General features: G+C 52.8%; 18 protein-coding genes. 9 read left to right on the forward strand and 9 right to left on the reverse strand.

What is annotated here, in order from left to right:
• The first annotated feature begins 16 nt into the window (after nucleotides 1-16).
• The 8 genes from HHI26_RS10735 (at nucleotide 17) to HHI26_RS10770 (ending at nucleotide 9,117) form a co-directional block, all read left to right on the forward strand.
• Nucleotides 17-1,318, forward strand: a complete 1,302-nt coding sequence (locus HHI26_RS10735; RefSeq protein WP_167863574.1) for a 3-dehydroquinate synthase II — start codon at nucleotides 17-19, stop codon at nucleotides 1,316-1,318.
• An 11-nt stretch (nucleotides 1,319-1,329) separates the two neighbouring features.
• Nucleotides 1,330-2,157, forward strand: a complete 828-nt coding sequence (locus tag HHI26_RS10740; RefSeq protein ID WP_133841336.1) for an aldolase — start codon at nucleotides 1,330-1,332, stop codon at nucleotides 2,155-2,157.
• Nucleotides 2,154-3,860: a class I adenylate-forming enzyme family protein gene (locus HHI26_RS10745; protein WP_133841337.1), complete on the forward strand. Its 1,707-nt coding sequence runs from the start codon at nucleotides 2,154-2,156 to the stop codon at nucleotides 3,858-3,860. The genes HHI26_RS10740 and HHI26_RS10745 overlap by 4 nt, the downstream gene beginning before the upstream one ends.
• 59 nt (nucleotides 3,861-3,919) lie before the next feature.
• Nucleotides 3,920-4,636: a methyltransferase gene (locus HHI26_RS10750; protein WP_171149086.1), complete on the forward strand. Its 717-nt coding sequence runs from the start codon at nucleotides 3,920-3,922 to the stop codon at nucleotides 4,634-4,636.
• Complete coding sequence (locus HHI26_RS10755) at nucleotides 4,633-6,321, forward strand: FAD-dependent monooxygenase (RefSeq protein ID WP_133841339.1); 1,689 nt, start codon at nucleotides 4,633-4,635, stop codon at nucleotides 6,319-6,321. The genes HHI26_RS10750 and HHI26_RS10755 overlap by 4 nt, the downstream gene beginning before the upstream one ends.
• Before the next feature lie 48 nt (nucleotides 6,322-6,369).
• Nucleotides 6,370-7,074 carry a cupin domain-containing protein gene (locus tag HHI26_RS10760; protein ID WP_167863577.1) on the forward strand — a complete coding sequence of 235 codons (705 nt, stop codon included), beginning with the start codon at nucleotides 6,370-6,372 and terminating at the stop codon, nucleotides 7,072-7,074.
• A gap of 27 nt (nucleotides 7,075-7,101) precedes the next feature.
• Nucleotides 7,102-7,866: an SDR family oxidoreductase gene (locus HHI26_RS10765; RefSeq protein WP_133841341.1), complete on the forward strand. Its 765-nt coding sequence runs from the start codon at nucleotides 7,102-7,104 to the stop codon at nucleotides 7,864-7,866.
• An 81-nt stretch (nucleotides 7,867-7,947) separates the two neighbouring features.
• Nucleotides 7,948-9,117, forward strand: coding sequence for an MFS transporter (locus tag HHI26_RS10770; RefSeq protein WP_171149087.1), 1,170 nt, complete (start codon nucleotides 7,948-7,950; stop codon nucleotides 9,115-9,117).
• A gap of 88 nt (nucleotides 9,118-9,205) precedes the next feature.
• Here the strand turns inward: HHI26_RS10770 and HHI26_RS10775 are convergent, their stop codons facing one another.
• The 8 genes from HHI26_RS10775 to HHI26_RS10810 form a co-directional block, all read right to left on the reverse strand.
• Nucleotides 9,206-9,733 carry a CbrC family protein gene (locus HHI26_RS10775; RefSeq protein WP_133841343.1) on the reverse strand — a complete coding sequence of 176 codons (528 nt, stop codon included), beginning with the start codon at nucleotides 9,731-9,733 and terminating at the stop codon, nucleotides 9,206-9,208.
• Nucleotides 9,734-10,009: 276 nt separating this feature from the next.
• The gene (locus tag HHI26_RS10780; protein WP_171149088.1) at nucleotides 10,010-10,612 is read right to left on the reverse strand and encodes an SIS domain-containing protein; all 603 of its coding nucleotides are present in this window, start codon (nucleotides 10,610-10,612) and stop codon (nucleotides 10,010-10,012) included.
• Complete coding sequence (locus HHI26_RS10785) at nucleotides 10,612-12,246, reverse strand: FGGY-family carbohydrate kinase (protein WP_133841345.1); 1,635 nt, start codon at nucleotides 12,244-12,246, stop codon at nucleotides 10,612-10,614. The genes HHI26_RS10780 and HHI26_RS10785 overlap by 1 nt, the downstream gene beginning before the upstream one ends.
• A 16-nt stretch (nucleotides 12,247-12,262) precedes the next feature.
• On the reverse strand, nucleotides 12,263-13,216 hold the full coding sequence (locus HHI26_RS10790; protein WP_133841346.1) for an ABC transporter permease: 954 nt from the start codon (nucleotides 13,214-13,216) through the stop codon (nucleotides 12,263-12,265).
• A 1-nt stretch (nucleotide 13,217) separates the two neighbouring features.
• Nucleotides 13,218-14,204, reverse strand: coding sequence for an ABC transporter permease (locus HHI26_RS10795; RefSeq protein WP_133841347.1), 987 nt, complete (start codon nucleotides 14,202-14,204; stop codon nucleotides 13,218-13,220).
• The gene (locus HHI26_RS10800; protein ID WP_133841348.1) at nucleotides 14,197-15,696 is read right to left on the reverse strand and encodes a sugar ABC transporter ATP-binding protein; all 1,500 of its coding nucleotides are present in this window, start codon (nucleotides 15,694-15,696) and stop codon (nucleotides 14,197-14,199) included. Before HHI26_RS10800 ends, HHI26_RS10795 begins: the two co-directional genes overlap by 8 nt.
• Nucleotides 15,697-15,747: 51 nt before the next feature.
• A complete protein-coding gene (locus HHI26_RS10805; protein ID WP_133841349.1) occupies nucleotides 15,748-16,734 on the reverse strand; it encodes an autoinducer 2 ABC transporter substrate-binding protein in 987 nt (328 codons plus the stop codon).
• A 457-nt stretch (nucleotides 16,735-17,191) separates the two neighbouring features.
• Nucleotides 17,192-17,878, reverse strand: a complete 687-nt coding sequence (locus HHI26_RS10810) for a hypothetical protein (protein WP_167863581.1) — start codon at nucleotides 17,876-17,878, stop codon at nucleotides 17,192-17,194.
• A gap of 187 nt (nucleotides 17,879-18,065) precedes the next feature.
• Between HHI26_RS10810 and HHI26_RS10815 the strand changes: the two genes are divergently transcribed.
• Nucleotides 18,066-19,259, forward strand: a complete 1,194-nt coding sequence (locus HHI26_RS10815; protein WP_133841351.1) for an MFS transporter — start codon at nucleotides 18,066-18,068, stop codon at nucleotides 19,257-19,259.
• Here HHI26_RS10815 and HHI26_RS10820 read toward each other — a convergent pair.
• A complete protein-coding gene (locus HHI26_RS10820) occupies nucleotides 19,240-20,670 on the reverse strand; it encodes a PLP-dependent aminotransferase family protein (RefSeq protein WP_171149089.1) in 1,431 nt (476 codons plus the stop codon). The two genes, HHI26_RS10815 and HHI26_RS10820, sit on opposite strands and share 20 nt — an antisense overlap.
• Between the last annotated feature and the right edge of the window lie 52 nt (nucleotides 20,671-20,722).

Genomic DNA, 20,722 nt, shown 5'->3' on the forward strand with positions numbered 1-20,722 from the left:
TATAAAAGGATTTTACATGAAACCTTCTGACGTTAAAGTGAATAAAAATGAAGCTAAGGTTGACAATTTCGTTACCGAAGAGACAGTATTAAAACGCTCATCGGTAAAATTAGGAAACATTAAAACTCAGGGGCGATTGAAAAGAGAGTGTGATGACACCCCTCATATTTGGTTTGATACGATTCAGTTGAAAAATAAAAAGCCGGATGACGGCATGTTCATTAGAGTGATAAATTCTATTTATAGTGGAGTTGTTGTTTATCTTGAAAATATCAACGATCTCATTAAAGCGATCCCAGAGAGGATGCAAATAGTATTGAAAATCCGCAACGAAACAGAACTAAAAAAGTTTCATGAGAGTGTTTTTTTTGATGAGTTTAAAGCGCAGAAAGGAAGTTCTCGTTTCAGTGTCGCCTATCATGATGTTCATGCACTAAAAAATATTAAAAAAAATGATATTCCATCCTGCTATATTTGTTATGTCGATGACCAGAAAAGTCTACTGGGATCAATTAGTGATGGTATTGATTTTGACTATCTCTGGATACTTTTTCGCGATCCCACCAACATTCCGCTAGAACTCGTCATTGCATCATTACAATCAACGCACACAATTTTAATGAAAGAAGTGAAGGAACCTTCAAATGTGGATGATGCAATCGTTTCTTATGGCGTAATGGAATATGGTGCTGAAGGCGTTATATTTTCTCCGGTAGAGCATGATGTCATGAGTGACTTTCTTAATAGAATGTCAGATCGTGGAAACAAAGACATCACTATTCAGGTCGGGACGGTGATGGATAGTCGACCCGTAGGAATGGGATACCGTGCCTGCATTGATACCGCAACGTTGTTCCAGCCTGATGAAGGCATTCTGGTCGGCAATACCTCACAGGGCGGTTTGCTCTGCTGTGCTGAAGTGTTTTTCCTACCCTATATGGAATTACGCCCGTTCAGGGTGAATGCAGGGGCGATGCATTCGTATGTATTCAATCAGGACAACCTCACGGATTATATGAGCGAACTTAAAACCGGTTCTCCCGTTATGGTTGTGAATGCTAAAGGGCGTACCCGCCGTGCTGCTGTTGGCCGTATGAAAATAGAGCTGCGCCCTCTGAGGCTGATTGAGGTTGAGTTTTCTCATCAAGAACGTGTCAGCGTCATTATGCAGGATGACTGGCATGTCCGTATATTTTCTGACGCGGCTAAGCCTCTTAATATTTCTGAACTCAAGGCAGGCGATAAGGTTTTAGGGTACGTCACCGAACCTGGCCGCCATGTAGGCATTAAAATAAATGAAAGTATTATAGAAAAATAGCGAGGTGAGCGATGAGTTTCATTGGAAGAAAAACAAGGCTACACTCACTATTATTTTCTGATTTCCCACTGGGACTTATTGTCCCTCTTGATCACGGTCTCACACTAGGTCCAATTGACGGAATAGAGACAACCGAAAGGCTGTCCCGATGGATTGGCAGCAAAAACATCAGTGCGGTTATTGGACATAAAGGTCTTATCGAAAGGTTAATCGATCGTGATATGTTGCACCCTGCAACAGGAATTGTGGTTCAGCTTAATGGAATGCCCGGTATAGCCCCCGACCCTGATAAGAAAATTATTGTCTCGAATATAGTAGCCGCATTGCGGCTTGGTGCTGATGCTGTATCCGTTCAGGTTAACTTTTCAAAGGATAATTATGGGCATAACCTTTCTCTGCTTGGCCGCGTTGTGGATGAAGCACACGCGTACGGGATGCCTGTGTTAACGATGGCATACGATAAAGAGGAATTATCCAATGATGATGAAAGAATAGTCAGAATCAATCACATCATCAGAATTGTCTCTGAATTAGGGTCGGATGCAATCAAGTTAGCACCACCAAAAGCGATATCTGACATACCCATTATATTGGCTAAGCATTGCCAGGATATTCAGGTTTATTTCGCCGGAGGAGAGTTATGCACGGAAGACAGATTGTGTGAGATGACCTCGACGCTGGTAGCTCATGGTGCATATGGTTTGTGTATCGGTCGTAATGTGTTTCAGCATCCTCAACCCGAAGAGTTGTTAGTTAGCATTGTGAATTTAATGAAAAGTATAAAAATACCCTTAAGAGTCTCAAGACAAAAATACCCAGAGGGAAGGGCGCTGAAATGAGTCATCACATGCGATCGAGAGAACGTTTTGTCAGTGAAATACGACAGGATAGTGGGTTATTTTCGGAAAAAATATTACACCGGTTACGTGAGGATGAGTCTCTCGGTTGCGGGAATATGTTGGACCGTATTTTGTTACTCAACGTCTGTAAAGAGAGAGCATTCCTCTTTCTGGACCGCCCGCTCCTTTCCCCGGGAGGAGGATATACACAGGCTCTCAGCCTTAACACATTACAGCAGTATAGAATGTTTCTGGCGCAGTGGTATTTACAGCATGGAGTGAAAAAAGGGGATGTCATTTCTGTTTGTGTTGAGGATGGTATTACACCGTTTTTACATTATCTTGCATTGACCAGCCTTGGCGCGACTATCTCACTTATCAATCCAGGAATACCTGCAGATCTCGGGATTCTGTATATGAATGAGAACGGTTTCCTGAAACTGGTCATTGACGCTGAGACAAGTAAAAAGAGTTCATTTGTCCGGCAATGGCAACAGTCGAATGAAACGCTTGATATTTCGACGGCGGATTTTCACCGGGCGATTTCCCTCCCTGAGTCGTGGCCATTCGAACCTGAAGATTCCACTCTGGTGATGTTGAGCCATTCTTCCGGCACCACAGGTGTGCCAAAAGCGGTCCGTTTTGAACACCGCCAGTTCTTTATGGGAAAACGAGTGCGCATTGGCCGCTTTTCAGAGGGGCCAGATGAGCGACTGCTCACTGCCCTTCCTCAGTCACATTCAGCGGCAATCAGCCATTTAGAAACGGCAATTCTGCATGGTATCCCCACGTATGTCGTGGGTTCTCAGGATGGAGAAGCTTTACGGCAGGCAATACATGCTTTTTCTCCCACCACCGTTGCCGCCTTTCCTCACAGCTATATGACGTTGATCGAAGCGGGGATCGGTGATGCCGAATTTACCACTGTACGCCGATGGTTAAGTATGGGAGATGCCTCTCATCAAAGCCATATACGCCGGTTGTTGCAGGGGGCGCCGAAATCAAAATATATGGACTCTTTTGGCAGCTCGGAATTGGGAATGGCGTTATTTCGTAATGAGTCGCGGATTGATGCCCTGGCCCCTCATCGTTCAATTGGCCGTCCTGTTGATATTGCCGTGGCTAAAATTCTCGATTTTGCAACGGGAGAAGAGGTGCCTTCCGGAACACCCGGCCTGTTTGCTGTACGTTCACCCACCATTACCTCAGGGTACTGGCAGCAGCCGGAACAGACGAACAGGGCATGGCGAAATGGTTACTTTGTGACGGGTGATATCGCGCTGTGCAAAAAGGGTGTTTTCTATCATGTCGACCGGGAGGTGGATGTTGTGGTAACACCGTCAGGCAACCTTTATACCTTGTTTCTCGAAGAGGTCGCGCAGCAGGTCGATGGCGTCTGTGATGCCGTGGTGGTGGGCGTTGCAGGAAGAACCGCTAGCGATCCTGAAATACTGGTGTTAATTCTGGCAGACAGGGAAGCAACACGTGAGTCCGCTGCACTTTCGCTACAGGTAACGGAGCGTATCTATGAGTCAATGATGAACTCTGGCCCACTTTTAGCGAAACACGCGATTGCCTCGATCGTTGTGGACAGTCTGGCATTCCTGCCCGTGGGTGCCACAGGTAAAATATTAAAAAGAGAACTGCGTCAGTCTGCTTTATCGCTTATCAGGATAAACGCTGAAAGAAATTTAATGAATTAAGGTTTTTCCTTAAATACAGCATTCTCTTTAACAGTAATCAATTATCTAAGAGAGAAAAGATGAAGGAACATACTTTTAACTCGGCAGTGCTTAATTCCGTTATCCAACGACTGAATGATGCTGAAAGCGATGGTTGCCATAATTACGAATGTCTTGGCCATCATTTTATGATTAACGAGGGCGTTTTTCCTCCCACTCATTTTCAGTCTACAGGGATATTTACCCGTCTGATACCTTATCCTAAAGGTGGCCGTTTTCTTGAAATAGGATGTGGTGCAGGTGTCACTGCGGTTGTTGCTGCCCTTAGCGGTTGTGCACGAGTTGTTGCCACCGATATTAGCGAAGCAGCGGTGAACAATACGCGGATGAATGTAGAAAGGCATGGTGTTGATCATATTGTATCGACGCTTCAAAGCGATCTTTTCAATGCGCTCAAGCAAGGCGATCAGTTTGATACTATTTTCTGGAATTCAAACTTTGTTTTTGTTCCTGAAGACTATGTTTTCGATAATAAGATACTTCACGCATTTTGCGATGTTGGCTATGCCACACATCATCGTTTTTTTAAGGAAGTAAAAAAATATCTGGCTCCTGGTGGTGCGTTACTGTTGGGGTTCAGCAGTCAGGGGGATATTTCTGCATTGACAGAATTGCTCGGTCAATATGGTTATCAATATGAAATCGTGGCCTCTGAATTCGGCGGGAATGGCAGTGAAAACCATTTTTATATTATGAAATTGATACCACTTTCTGTTGATCACCAGGAGGTTATATGAATTCTCCTGCCATACATCACGCACCCGTCATCATCATCGGCGGTGGGCCTGTTGGGATGATGCTGGCGTTGTTCCTTGATTATCATGGTGTGCGTAGCCTTATTGTCAACCGAGATAAAGAGACACGCCTTCACCCTAAGGGGAACACACATAACTCCCGGACGATGGAGCACTACCGTCGTGTCGGAATTTCAGCTGCCATCAGAAAATTAGGTCTCCCATCAACGTATCCCAGAGATATTACCTATTTTACCCGATTAAACAGTTGGGAGCTGGTGCGCTTCAGCATGCCGTCAGAACAGCAAAGAGCGGTGATAGCACGGGATGATGATGTCACGCATCAAATACCTGAGCCTTTGCTCAGAGCGAATCAAATGTATGTTGAGCGTTATATGCACAATCATCTCAACGAAAGAGAAAACATAGAGGTGCGCTTCGGCTGGCACGCGGTTTCTTTAGAACAGGATGAGGCTGGCGTTAACGTCATTATTGAAGACTCTACTCATTCGTCCCGCAGGGAGTCGTGGCGTGCGGATTATCTTATTGGATGTGATGGCAGTCATAGCTTTGTCAGGAAAACGCTGGGGATAGGTTACCAGGGGACCGACACGGCGATCGCGGGTTTCTTAACGGGAAGAATGTTTTCTTCGCACCTCCGTATTCCGGCATTACACAACAGAATATTGCGAGGTAAAGAAGCCTGGATGTACAACGTTATGGCGCCAGGTTTAAGAATGTTGCTTATCAGTTTGAATGGAAAAGATGAATTCGTGTTGTTATCCAAACCGGGTTCAGAAACGGAAGAGCCGGACGATCAGAAGATGATTCAGCACATACAGGCAGGGTGTGGAGAACCGGTCGATGTTGACATTATCGCACATTCAGTATGGCACGGTGGCCTTGCTCAAATTGCAGAGCGTTTTTCTGAAAAGCGGATTCATCTGGCGGGTGATGCGATTCACTTATTTTCCCCAACCGGCGGGTTTGGCATGAATACCGGCATTGATGATGCGTCAAATCTTGCCTGGAAACTGGCCGCAGTGATTCAGGGGTGGGCGCAGCCCGGGCTGCTGGCCTCTTATGAAATTGAACGGAGGCCCGTGGCCAGGCGCAATACTGCTGCGGCCCGTCAGCTCACGCAGCGCGCAAGTCGTCTGAAAATACCGGGCGATATTGAGATTGCAGAGAGTCCGGCGGCGCATCGATCGCGTCTTGAGTTTGGTCAGGCTTTGCAGGTATTTCGTAGCCAGTTCAGTTCGCCCGGCATTGAGCTGGGGGCTCGCTATGACCAGTCTCCTCTGATTTGTACTGATGGCGAACGTCCTCCATTCGATAACCTTCATGACTATCAGCCCGATAGCACGCCGGGAGGGCGTCTTCCGCATATCTGGGTGGAGGACGCTAAGGGACATCGGCGATCCCTGTTTGATCTGCTTGGTTCTGGATTTTCTCTGCTGCGTATTGGCGCAGATGCGCCCGACGTGAGCGATTTTCTCCGTGTGGCGAAAAAAAGAGGGATACCGTTAAAAATCATTGAGCTTCCTGCACCAGATGCATTGTCGTTATATCGCTACCCATTACTGCTTATTCGCCCTGATCAGTACATTTGCTGGCGAGGAAATGATAATCCTGAAAACACAGACTCATTATTTTCCCGTGTGACAGGAAGCAAGATGAGTGAATGAAGTTTCACCCGTTGAATTTCTGGGTATCAATGTAGTCAGGAGGATGTCATGAAAATGGAATTAATGAATACTGAACGCGATTTTTCCGAGTGGGCAATTGATGCAGAAGAAAATGCGGCTGTTTTTTCTCAAATAACACATGATCCGAACCCACTGGTCGTCAATGGTGAGCCTGAAGGTGCATCTATAAAATTTCTTCGCACCGGTAAGTCCACGGATGGACGGTATTTAATGGCTGAAGTTGAAGTTCCTCCGGGTTCCGGGCCGCCATTACATGTTCATACTCAAACGGATGAGTGGTTTTATACCCCGGAAGGCGGTGTTGTTATGCTGATGGGAACCAAGAAATATGATGATCTGGATAACCCACCCGATATTTCTGGGCGCGATACTATCCGCATGGTGCCTATGAAAAAAGGAAGCCTGGTGTTTGGTCCGCGGCATTCTATTCACGGCTACCTTAATGTCACGGATAAGACAATTATTGTTCAGCTTATCTGGACGCCGGATACTGAGAAGAAATCTATTCTTGGCTATTTCGAATCTATTACCAAACCCATTTTACCGGGTTTAAAGGGGGCAAAGAATAATCCGATAGTTCAACTCAAGGCCGTAAGCGAAGCACGCGACTATGGGATGATGTTTAGTACTGGTTTTTGGAAATATGCCGAAAGGGTTGAAGATGGAGAAGCGCCATTCGGTAAAAATATGTCGGAACTTATCACATTGATTAATCCGGCCAAGGTACGTTAATACGTCATTTATTAAAGGATCATAGTTATGATGATGTTGAAAAATAAAACAGCATTAATTACAGGTGCAAGTTCAGGAATCGGGCGTGAAGCGGCGAAAATTTTCGCCAAAGAAGGTGCCGCTTTGGTACTGGTCGCCCGTCGTGCTGCCGAGCTGGGGTCGCTGGTTGATGAAATTATCTCTTCGGGCGGAAGGGCCGTAATGTTAGCCGCTGACGTAAAGGATGAAGCTTGTGCGAAAGAAGCGGTGAGATTAGCGGTTCACCATTTTGGTGGGCTGGATATTGCTTTCAACAACGCTGCCACGATGGGCGAAATGGGCGAGACCACCGGTATTTCTCTGGAAGGCTGGAATGAAACAATAGAGACCAATCTGACCAGTGCGTTTCTTGCGGCTAAATATCAGATTCCCGCGATGCTGCAACGTGGCAATGCGTCACTGATCTTTACGTCCTCATTCGTAGGGCATGCCATTGGTTTTCCTGGAATGGCCGCCTACGCTGCAAGCAAAGCGGGTTTGATTGGCCTGACGCGTGCGCTGGCAGCCGAGTACAGCCCGGCAGGGATCAGGGTTAATGCGTTATTACCAGGAGGAACGGATACAGAAATGGGGCGTTCATCCACCGATACGCCGGAGAAAGAGGCTTTTATCAATGGGCTTCATGCGATGAAACGCAGGGCAACGCCGGTAGAAATTGCCAATTCTGCACTGTATCTGGCTTCCGAGCTGTCGGCATTTACTACCGGCACCGCTTTATTTGTTGACGGTGGTGTGAGCATTAATCGTACGTAATCTGGTTTTTTTCTGCTCTGGCTTTGAATGAGATCGTCAGAGCAGAAAGTCATATTGGATGCTTTCTATAAGGACGTAATCATGCCTGTGGTTATTTATGTTTTGGCGATGTGTGTTTTTTCAATGACCACCTCCGAGTTTATGGTTGTCGGTATGATGCCATCGTTAGCGGTCTCGTTGGGCGTTTCCGTCTCTTCTGTCGGTTATCTCGTTTCCGCTTTTGCCGGAGGCGTTGTGGTCGGCGGGCCGATATTAGCTGTTCTTTTATTTAAAACGTCAAATAAACACGCATTACTGATCCTGGCTTCACTGTTTTGTCTCAGCCAGGCGATCGGTGCTGTGGCCATGAATTATAATGTGATGCTATTTTCCCGCATTCTTTCCGGCGTGGTACATTCTGCTTTCTTCGGAGTTGCTTTATCCGTCTGTGCATCTTTGGCTGGCCCGGAGCGTATAGGTCGGGCATCCGCGATTGTCATGGGGGGATTAATGGTTGCCTCCGTTATCGGATTACCCGCGGCCACCTGGCTTGATCAATATACGTCGTGGCGTATGAGTTTCTGGATTATTTCCGGATTGATGCTGTTGGGCATCATTGCATGCGCGACTCTGGTTCCTAAACAACCTGTTAAAAGCAGCGCCAGTTTGAAACAGGAAATAGCGGCATTAGGTAAGGGAGAACTGTGGGCTGCCTGTATCACCAGTGGTTTAGTGGTTGGTGCTGTTTTCGCCATGTTCACTTATCTTTTTCCCATTCTTACTCAGGTCACCGGTTTCTCTCCGACGACCGTCCCGGTGCTTCTGGCGATGTACGGCGCTGCGACGGTGGTCGGTATCATGATAGTAGGGCGAATAGCGGACAGATATACCATGCGTATCCTGTTCTGCGGGCAAGTTATTCTTATTACGCTGCTGGTGACTTTTGCCCTGAATACGGAGTCCATGGTGATCAGCACTCTGGCCCTGTTGTTGACAGGTCTGGTGGGATTACCGATGAATCCGGCACTGGCGACACGGGTTATGCGACTGGCGAAAAACAGTTCTTTAGTCAATACGATATATATTGCTGTCAGTAATGTGGGGATTGTCGTGGGGTCATGGGTAGGGGGGCTGGCGATTGCTGAGGGATATGGACTTCGTTCACCTCTTTGGATCGGGGGGATACTGGCAGCCTTCGGGTTGTTAAGTATTCTCCCTTTCCTGACCCGACACAGTGCCAGAGCAATGCGAGAGAAAACATTAATGCAGTGAGTGATACCGCATCGGGTTGACCTTTCTCATCCCCTCTCGTCGGGAGGCAACGGTGATGCCATCACATTGCCTCCCGCAGAAACACCTGTCAGGAAAAATCCCAGTTAAACATCACCAATTCGCAATGGCGGCAGACAAACTTATAAACGCCCTGATCGCCACCCGGTTTGTAATCGGCCATAAACTGCGACCAGCTCTCCTCATCCATTTCGTAATCGCTCATCCACTTTTGACGGGTTTCTGCACTGGCGTCGGCAACATCTTTCGCACTGGCATCGCCGTGATAAACGCAGGCATCGTTACAGTGGGTCGCCCAGCTCTGGTCCTGCCATGAACTGTAACCCGGCGTGCGTTCGCAAACTTCCGCCGCGATGGCATCATCAAGTGCTTCATCATAAAGATCGTTGAAGCTGCATGCGTACTTAGCGGCTGCGCTGCCATCATGGATGCACCACGGGCACAGGGTGATATCGCTGTCACCGACCCTGTAAATGGTGCCGTTATAGTGGCGATCAGTGTCTTTACCACAGCAGTTGCAGGTGGCGGCTTGTTGAATAAAGACATCGCGAGCGAAGTCAGCGCTGAGGTAGGTAAACTGCGGTAACGGCCTGTTCATTAGGGAGCGTCCATAAAGGTTTTAACGGATAATATCGCATCGTTATCCGTCAGAAAACCTTATCATTAAACCTGTAGAGTAAATTCATAGGATTACATCACCGACAGTATGAACCTTGATGATCTTGTGGCAGAAGATTTGATGAATGATTTCTTTGAGACATTCTATATTGAAACGTATTGCTCCGATGTTCCTTGTTTATGAGCCTGCTGAAACTGGCTCCAGACCTGAAGCTGAACGATTAGCGAATAAAAAAGTGTGGAGATCCCTCAGGGGTCACTCCTCCCTCAACATCTTCCCCACATTCCCCCCCGGATGCACGGTCAGCAACGTCTCCTTGCTGTAGCCACTCTGCGACATCAGTACCGCAATCATCGCGTCAAATACCGCCAGCACGCTGATAATCGACGTGGTGGCCAGCATATTCAGCGGGTCGATCTCCTGCGATTTTGGCATCAGCAGCAGCCGATCGGCGGCCTGAGCGATGGCCGAGTGTGCGTTCTCCGTGACGCTAATCAGCGTGCAGCCTTTAGCACGCACCGTTGGCAGCAGCCGCGTGAGTTCATCGGAGTTACCGCCGCGTGACAGCATAATCAGCACATCGTCGTGGCGCAGAAAACCGATATCGCCGTGGGCGGCATCGGCAGCGCTGAGCCAGATGGCGGGATGCTCAACGCAGGCCAGCATATGGGCGATTTTACGCGCCGCAATGCCGGAGGTGCCGATGCCGGTGACGGCAATCTTGCCGCGACAGGCGGCGAGGGCATCCAGCACCGCCAGCCACTGCTGACGGTCAAGCTGCGTTTCCAGCGCGGCCAGCGCCTGGCGGTAGGTATTCCAGCCTGTGGTGGCCTGTTGCCAGCTCTGTTCCGGCGTCATTATTCCTCCTGCATCATCTGCTGGTATTTCATATGGTCGTGATACAGCTCGCGGAACACCCGATATTTACGGTCGTAATAGCGTTTGATCTCGTTGGTCTGTGGCGTCACGGTTTTACCAATACGGCTCATGGCGTTCATCGCTTCCGGCAGCGTGTCGTAAACGCCTGCGGCCACGGTGCCCATCATGGCACTGCCCAGCAGCATCGATTCGCTCTCCTCCGCCAGCAGCATGGTGCAGCCGGAAGCGTTGGCGTGCTCCTGCACAAAGATCGGGTTTTTGGTGCCGCCGCCGCTGGCCATAATCGTGTCGATGCTGTAGCCCGTCTGGTTCATGGTTTCAATAATATGCCGGGTGCCAAGCGCGATGGCCTGAATCGTTGCCAGATAGTGCAGCGCCATATCTTCCGGGGTGCGCGACAGTGTCAGTCCGGTCAGTATCCCGGTCAGATTAGGGTTGGCACGCGGCGAACGGTTGCCGTGGAAGTAGGGCAGCATATGGATATCCCGCGTCAGAAACGCAATTTTATCCGCTTCCCCCGCCATTTTACGCAGCAGATCGTTCAGCACCTCGTAAATAGTTTTTCCCTGACTTTTACCCTGCTCATGCAGGGCGGCATAGCAGGGGTGCGACTGGATCACATGATCAATCAGGGCACCGGTGGCGGACTGGCCGCCTTCATTCAGCCAGAAGTCAGGCAGCACCGCCTTGTAATAGGGGCCCCAGACGCCCTTAATAAAACGCGGCTCGCGGGAGATGGCCATATGCCCGGTGGAGGTGCCGCCGATCAGCGCAATGCGACGGTCAAAGTCGGCCAGCTCGCCGGATGGCCCGGCGGCACCCAGCGTGCCCAGGCTTCCGGCGTGGGCATCAATTATCGAGGCACTGACCGGGGTGCCGGGCAGCAGGCCCAGTTCACTGGCCGCACGCTGTGTCAGACCACGTCCCAGGGGTTCGCCCATGCTTTTGACCTCGCTGCCGATCTTCGCCGCGTCATGCTCCAGCAGATCTTCCAGACCCACTTGTTTAAAGTAGCTGGCATCCCAGCCGTCCTGATGGGCCAGCCAGGTCCATTTACACACCAGCGAACAGACCGAGCGGGTGACGTCACCCGTTGCGCGCCACGTCAGGAAGTCCGGCAGATCGAACAGGTGACCCACATTCTGCCAGCTGGCTGGCATATGCTGCTTCAGCCACAGCAGTTTTGGCGTCTGCATTTCCGGCGAGATCACCCCACCCACGTAGTCCAGCACCGGGTGCTTCAATGCATTGATGCGTTCCGCCTGCACAATGGCGCGGTGGTCCATCCACACAATAATATTCTGCTCGCTGCGCCCGGAAGGGCTGACCGTCAGCGGCTGCCCCTCTTTATCCAGCACCACCAGTGAACAGGTGGCATCAAACCCCAGACCTTTTATCTGCACCGGGTTAATGTTGGTCTGATTAATCGCATCGCGTACCGCCCGGCACACCGCCTGCCAGATATTGTCGGAAGACTGCTCAACAAAATTGGCCTGTGGGCGAAACATCGCGATCTCACGGCTCGCCTGTCCCATCATGCGCCCGGTAATATCAAAAATGCCTGCGCGTGCGCTGCCGGTTCCCACATCCACACCAATGTAATAGCTCGCCATTTTTTATCCTTAGTCCTCAGGTTCTGCGATGTTGCAACGCAATAAACAGGATCAGTACACCACCCCAAAGGGCCATAGTGAGGTAGCTGCTCACTCCCAGCAGATTCAGTCCACTTTCCAGCATCTGCAGCACAATCAGCGCCATCACCAGGCCGGGAATACGCCCAAAACCGCCGTCAGGATTAATGCCGCCCAGCACCGAGGCGAGGATGGTCACCAGCAGCCAGGATTCGCCATAGCCAGCTTTGGCCGAGTTGAACATCGACATCATCAACAGCGCGGCCCCCCAGCTCATCAGCGCCGAAAGGACATACACCACAATGGTGACGCGGGTGGTGTTCACCCCGCTAAAGCGCGTGGCCTTCTCGTTGCTGCCCAGCAGCAATATGGTGCGGCCCAGCGTGGTGCGCTCCAGCAGCAGCCACATCAGCGCCGCCACGGCCAGGAACAGCAGCAGTGCCAGCGGTATCCCGGCGATATTGCCGTTACCCAGCATCTGGATCACCGGTGGGAAGCCGGAGATCACCGCACCGTTGGAGAGCAGAATATTCAGCCCGGCAATCAGCGTCATGGTGCCCAGCGTGGCCAGAATCGGCGAGACGCCAATGACCGCAATCAGTACGCCGTTGACCACGCCAATCACCACGGCCAGCCCCAGCCCGGCCAGCAGTGCGAGGAAAACCCACTGCGGTTGGTCAGGATGCGCGACAATCAGTGCGGCCATCAGCAGTGAGCAGGCGTTGGCGCTGGCGATAATCGACAGATTAATGCCACCCGTCAGCATAGTGATGCCCATACCCAGCGCCAGCAGGCCGAGCACTGGCAACTGGCTCGCTATCGACTGGAAGTTACCGAGGCTAAAAAAGCGCCCCCCCAGCGTCAGAGAAAACAGCACCAGCACGGCCACCAGCATCAGCACCTGCAGCCGGATAATGCGGTCACCTGGCAGTTTATTCAGTAATGTTTGCATCTCAGTTCCCCTTTGCCCGCTGGTGTTTTTCGTTCCATGCCGTGGCGCTCACGCTGACCAGAATAATGATGCCGCTAAACACCATATGCCAGTAGGACGAGACCGCCAGCAGCGTCAGGCCGTTTTGCAGGAAGGCCAGCAGCAGTACGCCCAGCAGCGTGCCGGTTAATGTTCCGCGTCCACCGCTCATGCTGGCACCGCCCAGGACCACGGCAGCAAGGACCGTCAGCTCAAAGCCCACCAGTGAGTTGGGTGCAACAGACTGCGTTGTCTGCGCCTGTACCACGGCGGCCACACCGGCCAGCACACCCATGTAGCCGTAGACCGCCAGATGCAAGCCTCTGAGGTTGATGCCAAGGCGTGAAGCGGACTCGCGGTTGCCGCCCATGGCGTAAATCTGGCGTCCAATGCGGGTGAAGTTCATCATTACCCCGGTCAGCACAAACACCGCCAGAAGACTGAGCAGCGGCAGCGTCAGACCATATTCGTAGCCGTCGGTCGCGGTGAAGGAAAACCAGTTAATGCCCTCCATAAACCAGTCCGGGAAGCCGTACAGCCAGGTGCCGTTGGTGGCCCAGACCAACAGTCCATAAAACACATTCAGCGTGGCAATGGTGATAATGATCGCCGGAACCCGCAGCAGGTAAACCAATAAACCATTGAACATCCCCAGCACCAGACCGCAGCCGATGGCAATGGCAAAGACGCTAAACAGGTTCCCGCCATGCGTCAGCATGGTGCTGGCCATCACATACTGAGCAATGGCGGTCATCGCCGGGAATGAGATATCAATGCCGCCGGCAATCAGCACCACAAACAGGCCGCAGGCCAGAATGCCGAGGATGGCATAGCTGGTGGCCACATCGGTCAGGTTGCCGAGGGTAAGAAACTCACTGGTGCGCACGCTCAGGCCCAGCGCCAGCAGCACAATCAGCATGCCCAGCCAGAATTCGTGCAGGCTGATAAGGTGACGCAATTTGTTATTCATTGACCACTCCGGCTATCTCCTCTTCACGGCACAGATGGGGGGCGAAACTCGCCACCAGCTCGCCTTTACGCATCACCAGCACGCGGTGGCTGTTGTAATACGCTTCCGGGACCTCATCGCAGATCATCAGCACTGCCATACCGGACTCTGCCAGCTCGCGGGCGATGCGATAGATCCCCTCTTTGTTGGCGATATCGACGCCGACGGTGGGGGAGTCGAGGATCAACACTTTTGGCCGGGTCGCGACCCATTTACCAATCGCCACACGCTGAGCGTTACCGCCGGACAGCGTCTGAACGGCCAGCTGGCTGTCAGAGACTTTAATATTCAGTTCACGGATCAGTTTTGATGCCCGCTGGCGGGCTTCATGCCGATCCAGCAGTCCCAGGCGGTTGCGCAGCTGGGAGAAAATCGGCAACAGCAGGTTGTCGAAAATCGACTGCGTCATGATCAGCCCTTCCGTCTGCCGATCTTCCGAGACGTAAGCAATACCGTGGCGGATGGCATCGCGGTTACTGCGCAGTGCCACCGGCTGACCGTCGATAATCATCTCGCCGCTGTCGGGCCGCGTAATACCAAACAGCGACAGGCAAAGCTCGGTACGTCCGGCGCCCAGCAGGCCGACAATCGAGGTGATCTCACCGCCTCTGAGTTGCAGATTGATCTGCTGGTACTGATTGCGGCGCGAGAGGTTACGCACTTCCAGCAACGGCGTTTCGTTGAGGTCAGCACGTTCCGGCAGAGGGCTGAAGCTGAAGCGCTGCCCGGTCATCTGCCATGCCAGCTCATCGCTATCCAGTTTGCTGGCAGGCCAGGTGCCCACCAGCTTGCCGTCGCGGATCACGCTGATGCGATCGGACACTTCCATCACTTCATCCAGCTTGTGGCTGACGAACACCACGCAGATCCCGGCGGCTTTCAGTTCATTCACCACACGCAGCAGCCCGTTCACTTCATGGCGCGTGAGCGATGCGGTTGGCTCGTCCATGATCACCAGGCTGGCGTCTGCCGCCAGTGCCCGACAGATAGCGACCAGCTGGCGGTCAGCAATCGACAGTTTTTCAACCTTGCGCGCCGGGTCGAGCTGCACGCCGATACGTGCCATGGTTTCCTGCGCCAGCTGGCGCATGGCCCGGCGGTTTACCCAGAAGTGACCGCCTGGCAGATAGCGATGCGCGGCAATGTTTTCCATCACCGACAGATTGGGGAACAGCGACAGATCCTGATAGATCACTTGGATGCCATAGTAAGCCGAAAGGGCAGGCGTCAGATGGTTGAGCCGCTTTCCGTCAATGCTGATATGTGAACCTTTATCGGGCTGATACACCCCGGAGATCACTTTGATCAGCGTGCTTTTACCGCAGCCGTTTTGTCCGGCCAGGCAATGCACTTCACCCCGGTTCAGCGTCAGTGTCACATCATCCAGTGCGCGGACGCCGGGAAAGGATTTACTGATGTTTTCCAGTGAGATAAACGGTGTTTGCGTGGACATAATTCAGTACCCTGGAGTGGATAAAGGGCCAGTCAGGCTGGCCCAAAACAATCAGAAGCCGAGGGATTTCGCGTTATCTTTGGTCACTTCCAGAATGCGGTTAAAACGGATCACATGGTGTTCCATATCCACATCGGCTTTACCCAGGCCGTCAATGGTCAGATCCGGCGTAACCTGTTTGCCATCCAGCAGCTGATCGGCAAGGCTCACCAGAGCGAACCCGGCATCTTTTGGATCCCACAACAGGGCTTTCTTGATATCACCCGTTGCCAGGTATGGTGCAGCCTGAGCGGGCATCGCGATACCGACGACGGCGATTTTATTTTTCGCACGTTTGCTTTTCACCGCCTGTCCGGCACCGATAGGGCCAAGCGATCCGAAACCGATAATGCCTTTCAGATCAGGGTAGGTGCGCATCAGATCGAGCGTTGTGGCGTAAGATTTATCGATGCTCTCAGCCACCGGCAGGCGTGAAGTGACTTCATGCATCTCAGGGTATTTTTCTTTCTGATACTTGATGGCGGCATCCGCCCAGGCGTTATGCAGGGGCACGGTCAGCGAACCAACATAGATGGCATAACCGCCTTTGCCGCCCATATTGCTGGCCAGCTCGTCCATATTCTTTTCGGCGTATTTAACACTGTCGATGGTTTCAATATCCCACTGGCCAATAGGCTGGTCAGGGGATTCATGCGTCAGCACCACGATGCCCTGATCGCGGGCTTTTTTCAGCACCGGCTCCAGCACTTTAGCGTCGTTCGGCACCACGATAATCGCATCCACTTTCTTGGCAATCAGGTCTTCAATCACTTTCACCTGCTGCGCCGGGTCGGCAGTGGAACCGCCCACCTGATAAGCATTTACATCGAGTTTTTTCGCGGCTTCATCTACGCCAACGGCCATCCGGGTGAACCAGGGGATCCCGGTCACTTTTGCCACCAGGGCGATATCGTGTTTTTCTGCGGCCAGCAGCGGAGTCGCGAACAACATACAGGCAGAGACAACACATGCATTGAGTAACGAGAGGTTAAATTTCATAGCAGTACCTTGTTATCTGATTCGTTGTTTTTGTCAGGTAAGAGGTGGCATTGACCACCGGATCAAGATAGCAAGAAGATTTTGGCGAAGAGTTGAGCGAGATGAAGAAGTGTGATCGGTAACTTTATATGTAAAATTACGAGCATTATTGTGTTAATTATTTGTTTGTTTTGCTGTGGTTGTTGGATTTTTACCACGATAAAGTGTTGTGTATTTGTTAATTTAATTTTTATTTAACAAATAAATAACATTGTGAGTGGTTCATACGACAAAAAGCACAGGGTATGGCGGTCAGATGCTGTTTTCTGCCTGGAAGAATTCACCGAATGCGAGCGATCTCGCGAATTTGCCATCCGGCCGCCTTGCTTTAGCCTGAAAGATGAGGAAGGTGGTGACGTAATTTCCTTACTCAGAGGAAAAATAAGGTCAATGAGCCGCCCGCAGGCGGCCCTGAACACTATTTTGTTGTGCTCTTGCGGTAAACACTGTCGAAGCGCACGTTCATCCCGCCACAGTTGCTGTTATCGCGCACCACCAGATTGCCATTAATCAACAGCATTTCACCGCCGCACTCGTAGTTCTGTGAATCCGGTTTGCCGAACGTCAGACGGTTGCCGTCTACCGTGGCATCATCATCGATTTCACCGATATGCACCACTTGTTCACCGTAGCTGTTGATGCCGCCGTGCCAGTTCGCCGTACCGCTGACGTGCAGTTTTTCGCCGCTGCGTGAAAGCGTGATGGCATCGGACCCTTCCACCGGAAGCCACAGGCCCAGCCAGTCTTCAGGCTTTACCGCGCGTGTCGGGAGGGTGGTCAGGCTGGCCGTGGGGATCCAGCTGGTAAAGTCGCGCTTTTTCGCGAAGTACCAGACGCAGCTCCACCCGGGTTTGGTCTGTGCCACCAGCACCTGATTACCAGGGACCAGATAGGCTTTACGCGCGCAGCTTGCCCCTTTTTCCGGGCAGCCATTATCATCATCATAGAAATGGACGTTACCTGCATCTGCGCTGATCTCTGCCTGGTGATACTCTCCCTGGTAGCTGGGGAAATAGCCGTTACGGCAGGTATCTTCTTCCGCGGCAAAGGCATGGACGCTGGTCAGCAGTGTGGTCAGTGTTAAAGCGAATATCCCTGTTTTCAATGTCTTGTTCCCGCATCGTCAATATTGCCCTGATAATAACTGACTGCGGGCTTCCTCACGAACTTCCTGATGTGATATTGACGATTTGAAATTTTTTAGCCAATCTATGATACTTTGAAAATAAAATTTCACACAAGCCAACTGAGCGGCACAGGCTGTGCTGTAGGTTTTCCAGGAGAAGTTCGCCATGTCCAGTTGCAGTGATGAGAGCCCGAAAGCGGGCACCCATGCTCTTGCACGTATTTCCTTCGCGGTATTTCTCACCTATCTGACGGCAGGCCTCGCGCTGCCGGTGATCCCGCTCTATGTTCACCAGGAGTTGGGGTTGAACAATGTGATGGTGGGGATTGCCGTCGGCATTCAGTTTTTTGCCACGCTGCTGACCCGCGGTTATGCCGGACGGCTGGCCGATCAGCGCGGGGCAAAGCGCTCAACGATGCAGGGCATGATGGCGCTGGCCCTGGTCGGTGTGGCCTATCTGCTGGCGGCGTTGCTGCCGCTGCCGATCATGGGGAAATTTGCCCTGCTGGTGGCGGGCAGGCTGTTGCTGGGCTTTGGCGAAAGTCAGTTACTGACCGGGAATCTGACCTGGGGAATGGGGCTGGTCGGGCCGAAACGCGGTGGCCAGGTGATGTCGTGGAACGGCATGGCGATTTATGGATCGCTGGCCGCCGGGGCGCCACTGGGCTTGTGGTTACACAGTCAGTGGGGATTTATGGCGCTGGGCGTGGCAACGATCCTGCTGCCGCTGGTGGCGCTATTGTTCAATACCGGCGTACGCCCTGTACCGATCCACGGCGGCGAGCGTCCCTCGCTGTGGAAGGTGGTGGGGCAGATTACTCAGCCGGGCCTGGCGCTGGCGTTACAGGGCACCGGGTTTGCGGTGATCGGCACCTTTACCTCGCTCTACTTTGCCGATCAGCAATGGGGCAATGCCGGGTTTGCGCTGACCGCGTTTGGGCTGGCATTTGTGCTGGTGCGCGTACTGTTCGGCGGGCTGCCGGACCGGCTCGGAGGCACGCGCGTGGCGCTGATCTCGCTGGGGGTGGAAGCCTGCGGGCTGCTGCTGCTTGGGTTGGCGCCGAATGGCTGGGTGGCGCTGGCGGGAGCGGCGTTGACCGGCTGCGGCTGTTCGCTGGTGTTCCCGGCGCTGGGCGTTGAGGTGCTGAAGCGGGTAGCCCCGCAGGTGCGTGGCACGGCGCTTGGCGGCTTCTCGGCGTTTCAGGATATCGCTTATGGGGCCAGCGGCCCGCTTACTGGCATCCTGGCGACCTCGCTGGGCTACGGTTCGGTGTTTGTCGCCGGATCGATCTGTGCGCTGGCGGGGATTGCCGTGACCTTCAGCTTCTCGCGCAGTGCCGTCAGTAGCTCAGACGGCTGAGTTTTAATACCGCCTGCACAATCTCTGCGGGTTGCAGTGCAGAAAATCCCAGCAGCCAGCCTTCCCGTGCAGGTTGCTGCTGATACAACGGTGACAGACGCGGTAACAGCAGCCCGCTCTGCACTGCCTGCTGCGTCAGTCGTTGTTCACCGCCGGATGTCAGGTGCACCGTCAACTGTAAGCCGCCCTGCTGGGGAAACAGTGTGAGTCGATCCGCCAGCTTCTCGTTTAATTCCTCGATCAGCCGTTGACGGCGGCTGGCATAGAGCTGGCGCATCAGGCGCAGGTGGGCAGCGAAATGACCGTGCTGGATAAAATCCGCCGTCACCGCCTGCATCAACTGGGCGCTGTGACCATCCATCACGCTGCGCAGCCGCCGCAGCGGCTCAATCAGCGCATCGGGCACCACCAGATACGCCAGTCGCAGCGAGGGAAACAGCACTTTGGAAAAAGTGCCGAGATACAGCACCCTTGCGCGATCCTCCAGCCCCTGCAATGCCGGTAGCGGGCGTCCGTCATAATGAAATTCACTGTCATAGTCATCTTCAATCAGCCAGCGTTGGTGGCGACGTGCCCACGCCAGCCACGCCAGCCGCCGCTGCCCGCTCATCGTCACGCCGGTCGGATACTGGTGGGCAGGTGTCAGGTAGACCAGCCGTGGGGCTGGCCCGTCGGGCGGGATAGCTCCCTGTTCGTCGGTGGCGATGCTGGTGAGCTGCGCCCCGGCATAGCGGAAAGCGTGCCAGGCACCCGGGTAACCGGGATCTTCCATCCCGACCGGATCACCGGCATCGCACAGCAGCAGAGCGATCATTTGCAGCGCCTGCTGAGAGCTGGTGAGGATCATCACCTGGTCGGCCGAACAGCGCACGCCGCGCGATTGCGCCAGGTAGTGCGCCACCGCCTGGCGCAGATCGGGCAGACCCAGCGGATCGCCATACTGCATCAGGGAAGTGCTATCGGAGCGCAAGCGCTGCTGGGTGAGACGCCGCCACAGCGGCTGGGGAAACGCACGCAGATCCGGGGAACCGGCGGCAAAGGCATGGGGAAACAGCGGATCGTCACAGCCGCCTCCCGCCACCATCTGCCCCCCGCGTGCTGACAGCTGCGGCGCCGCAGAAGCGGGGCGATGGCGGTTTTGCGATACGGAGGGGCTGATGGCAACAAACGTGCCGCGCCCGCTTTTGCGTGAGAGATATCCCTCGCTTTCCAGCTGGCTGTAAGCGGCCTCAACGGTAACGCGAGACAGTGAGAGATCGCTGGCGAGCAGGCGGGAAGAGGGCAGTCGAGTCCCGGCGGGTAACGTTGCGCTGGCAATCGCCTCGCGCAGCATGGCACAGACTTTTTCCCGCAGGGTAGACCCATTCTGGCGCGTAAACAGAGCGGAAAAGGGAGCGGGAGTGGGGTTCATTGTGGTCTTATCATTGTCTCAGAATGGGTCTTATGATTAAGACCCATCCATT

Origin of the sequence: Erwinia sp. JH02 (assembly GCF_013074405.1) — a bacterium.
GTDB lineage: Bacteria > Pseudomonadota > Gammaproteobacteria > Enterobacterales > Enterobacteriaceae > Erwinia > Erwinia rhapontici.

Bases quoted from the DNA above. Each gene is read 5' to 3' on its own strand.
- HHI26_RS10795 (WP_133841347.1), bottom strand. From the start codon at position 14,204: ATGAATAACAAATTGCGTCACCTTATCAGCCTGCACGAATTCTGGCTG.
- HHI26_RS10740 (WP_133841336.1), top strand. From the start codon at position 1,330: ATGAGTTTCATTGGAAGAAAAACAAGGCTACACTCACTATTATTTTCT.
- HHI26_RS10745 (WP_133841337.1), top strand. From the start codon at position 2,154: ATGAGTCATCACATGCGATCGAGAGAACGTTTTGTCAGTGAAATACGA.
- HHI26_RS10780 (WP_171149088.1), bottom strand. From the start codon at position 10,612: ATGACGCCGGAACAGAGCTGGCAACAGGCCACCACAGGCTGGAATACC.
- HHI26_RS10770 (WP_171149087.1), top strand. From the start codon at position 7,948: ATGCCTGTGGTTATTTATGTTTTGGCGATGTGTGTTTTTTCAATGACC.
- HHI26_RS10785 (WP_133841345.1), bottom strand. From the start codon at position 12,246: ATGGCGAGCTATTACATTGGTGTGGATGTGGGAACCGGCAGCGCACGC.
- HHI26_RS10750 (WP_171149086.1), top strand. From the start codon at position 3,920: ATGAAGGAACATACTTTTAACTCGGCAGTGCTTAATTCCGTTATCCAA.
- HHI26_RS10775 (WP_133841343.1), bottom strand. From the start codon at position 9,733: ATGAACAGGCCGTTACCGCAGTTTACCTACCTCAGCGCTGACTTCGCT.
- HHI26_RS10815 (WP_133841351.1), top strand. From the start codon at position 18,066: ATGTCCAGTTGCAGTGATGAGAGCCCGAAAGCGGGCACCCATGCTCTT.
- HHI26_RS10755 (WP_133841339.1), top strand. From the start codon at position 4,633: ATGAATTCTCCTGCCATACATCACGCACCCGTCATCATCATCGGCGGT.
- HHI26_RS10805 (WP_133841349.1), bottom strand. From the start codon at position 16,734: ATGAAATTTAACCTCTCGTTACTCAATGCATGTGTTGTCTCTGCCTGT.
- HHI26_RS10765 (WP_133841341.1), top strand. From the start codon at position 7,102: ATGATGATGTTGAAAAATAAAACAGCATTAATTACAGGTGCAAGTTCA.
- HHI26_RS10760 (WP_167863577.1), top strand. From the start codon at position 6,370: ATGAAAATGGAATTAATGAATACTGAACGCGATTTTTCCGAGTGGGCA.
- HHI26_RS10790 (WP_133841346.1), bottom strand. From the start codon at position 13,216: ATGCAAACATTACTGAATAAACTGCCAGGTGACCGCATTATCCGGCTG.
- HHI26_RS10800 (WP_133841348.1), bottom strand. From the start codon at position 15,696: ATGTCCACGCAAACACCGTTTATCTCACTGGAAAACATCAGTAAATCC.
- HHI26_RS10735 (WP_167863574.1), top strand. From the start codon at position 17: ATGAAACCTTCTGACGTTAAAGTGAATAAAAATGAAGCTAAGGTTGAC.
- HHI26_RS10820 (WP_171149089.1), bottom strand. From the start codon at position 20,670: ATGAACCCCACTCCCGCTCCCTTTTCCGCTCTGTTTACGCGCCAGAAT.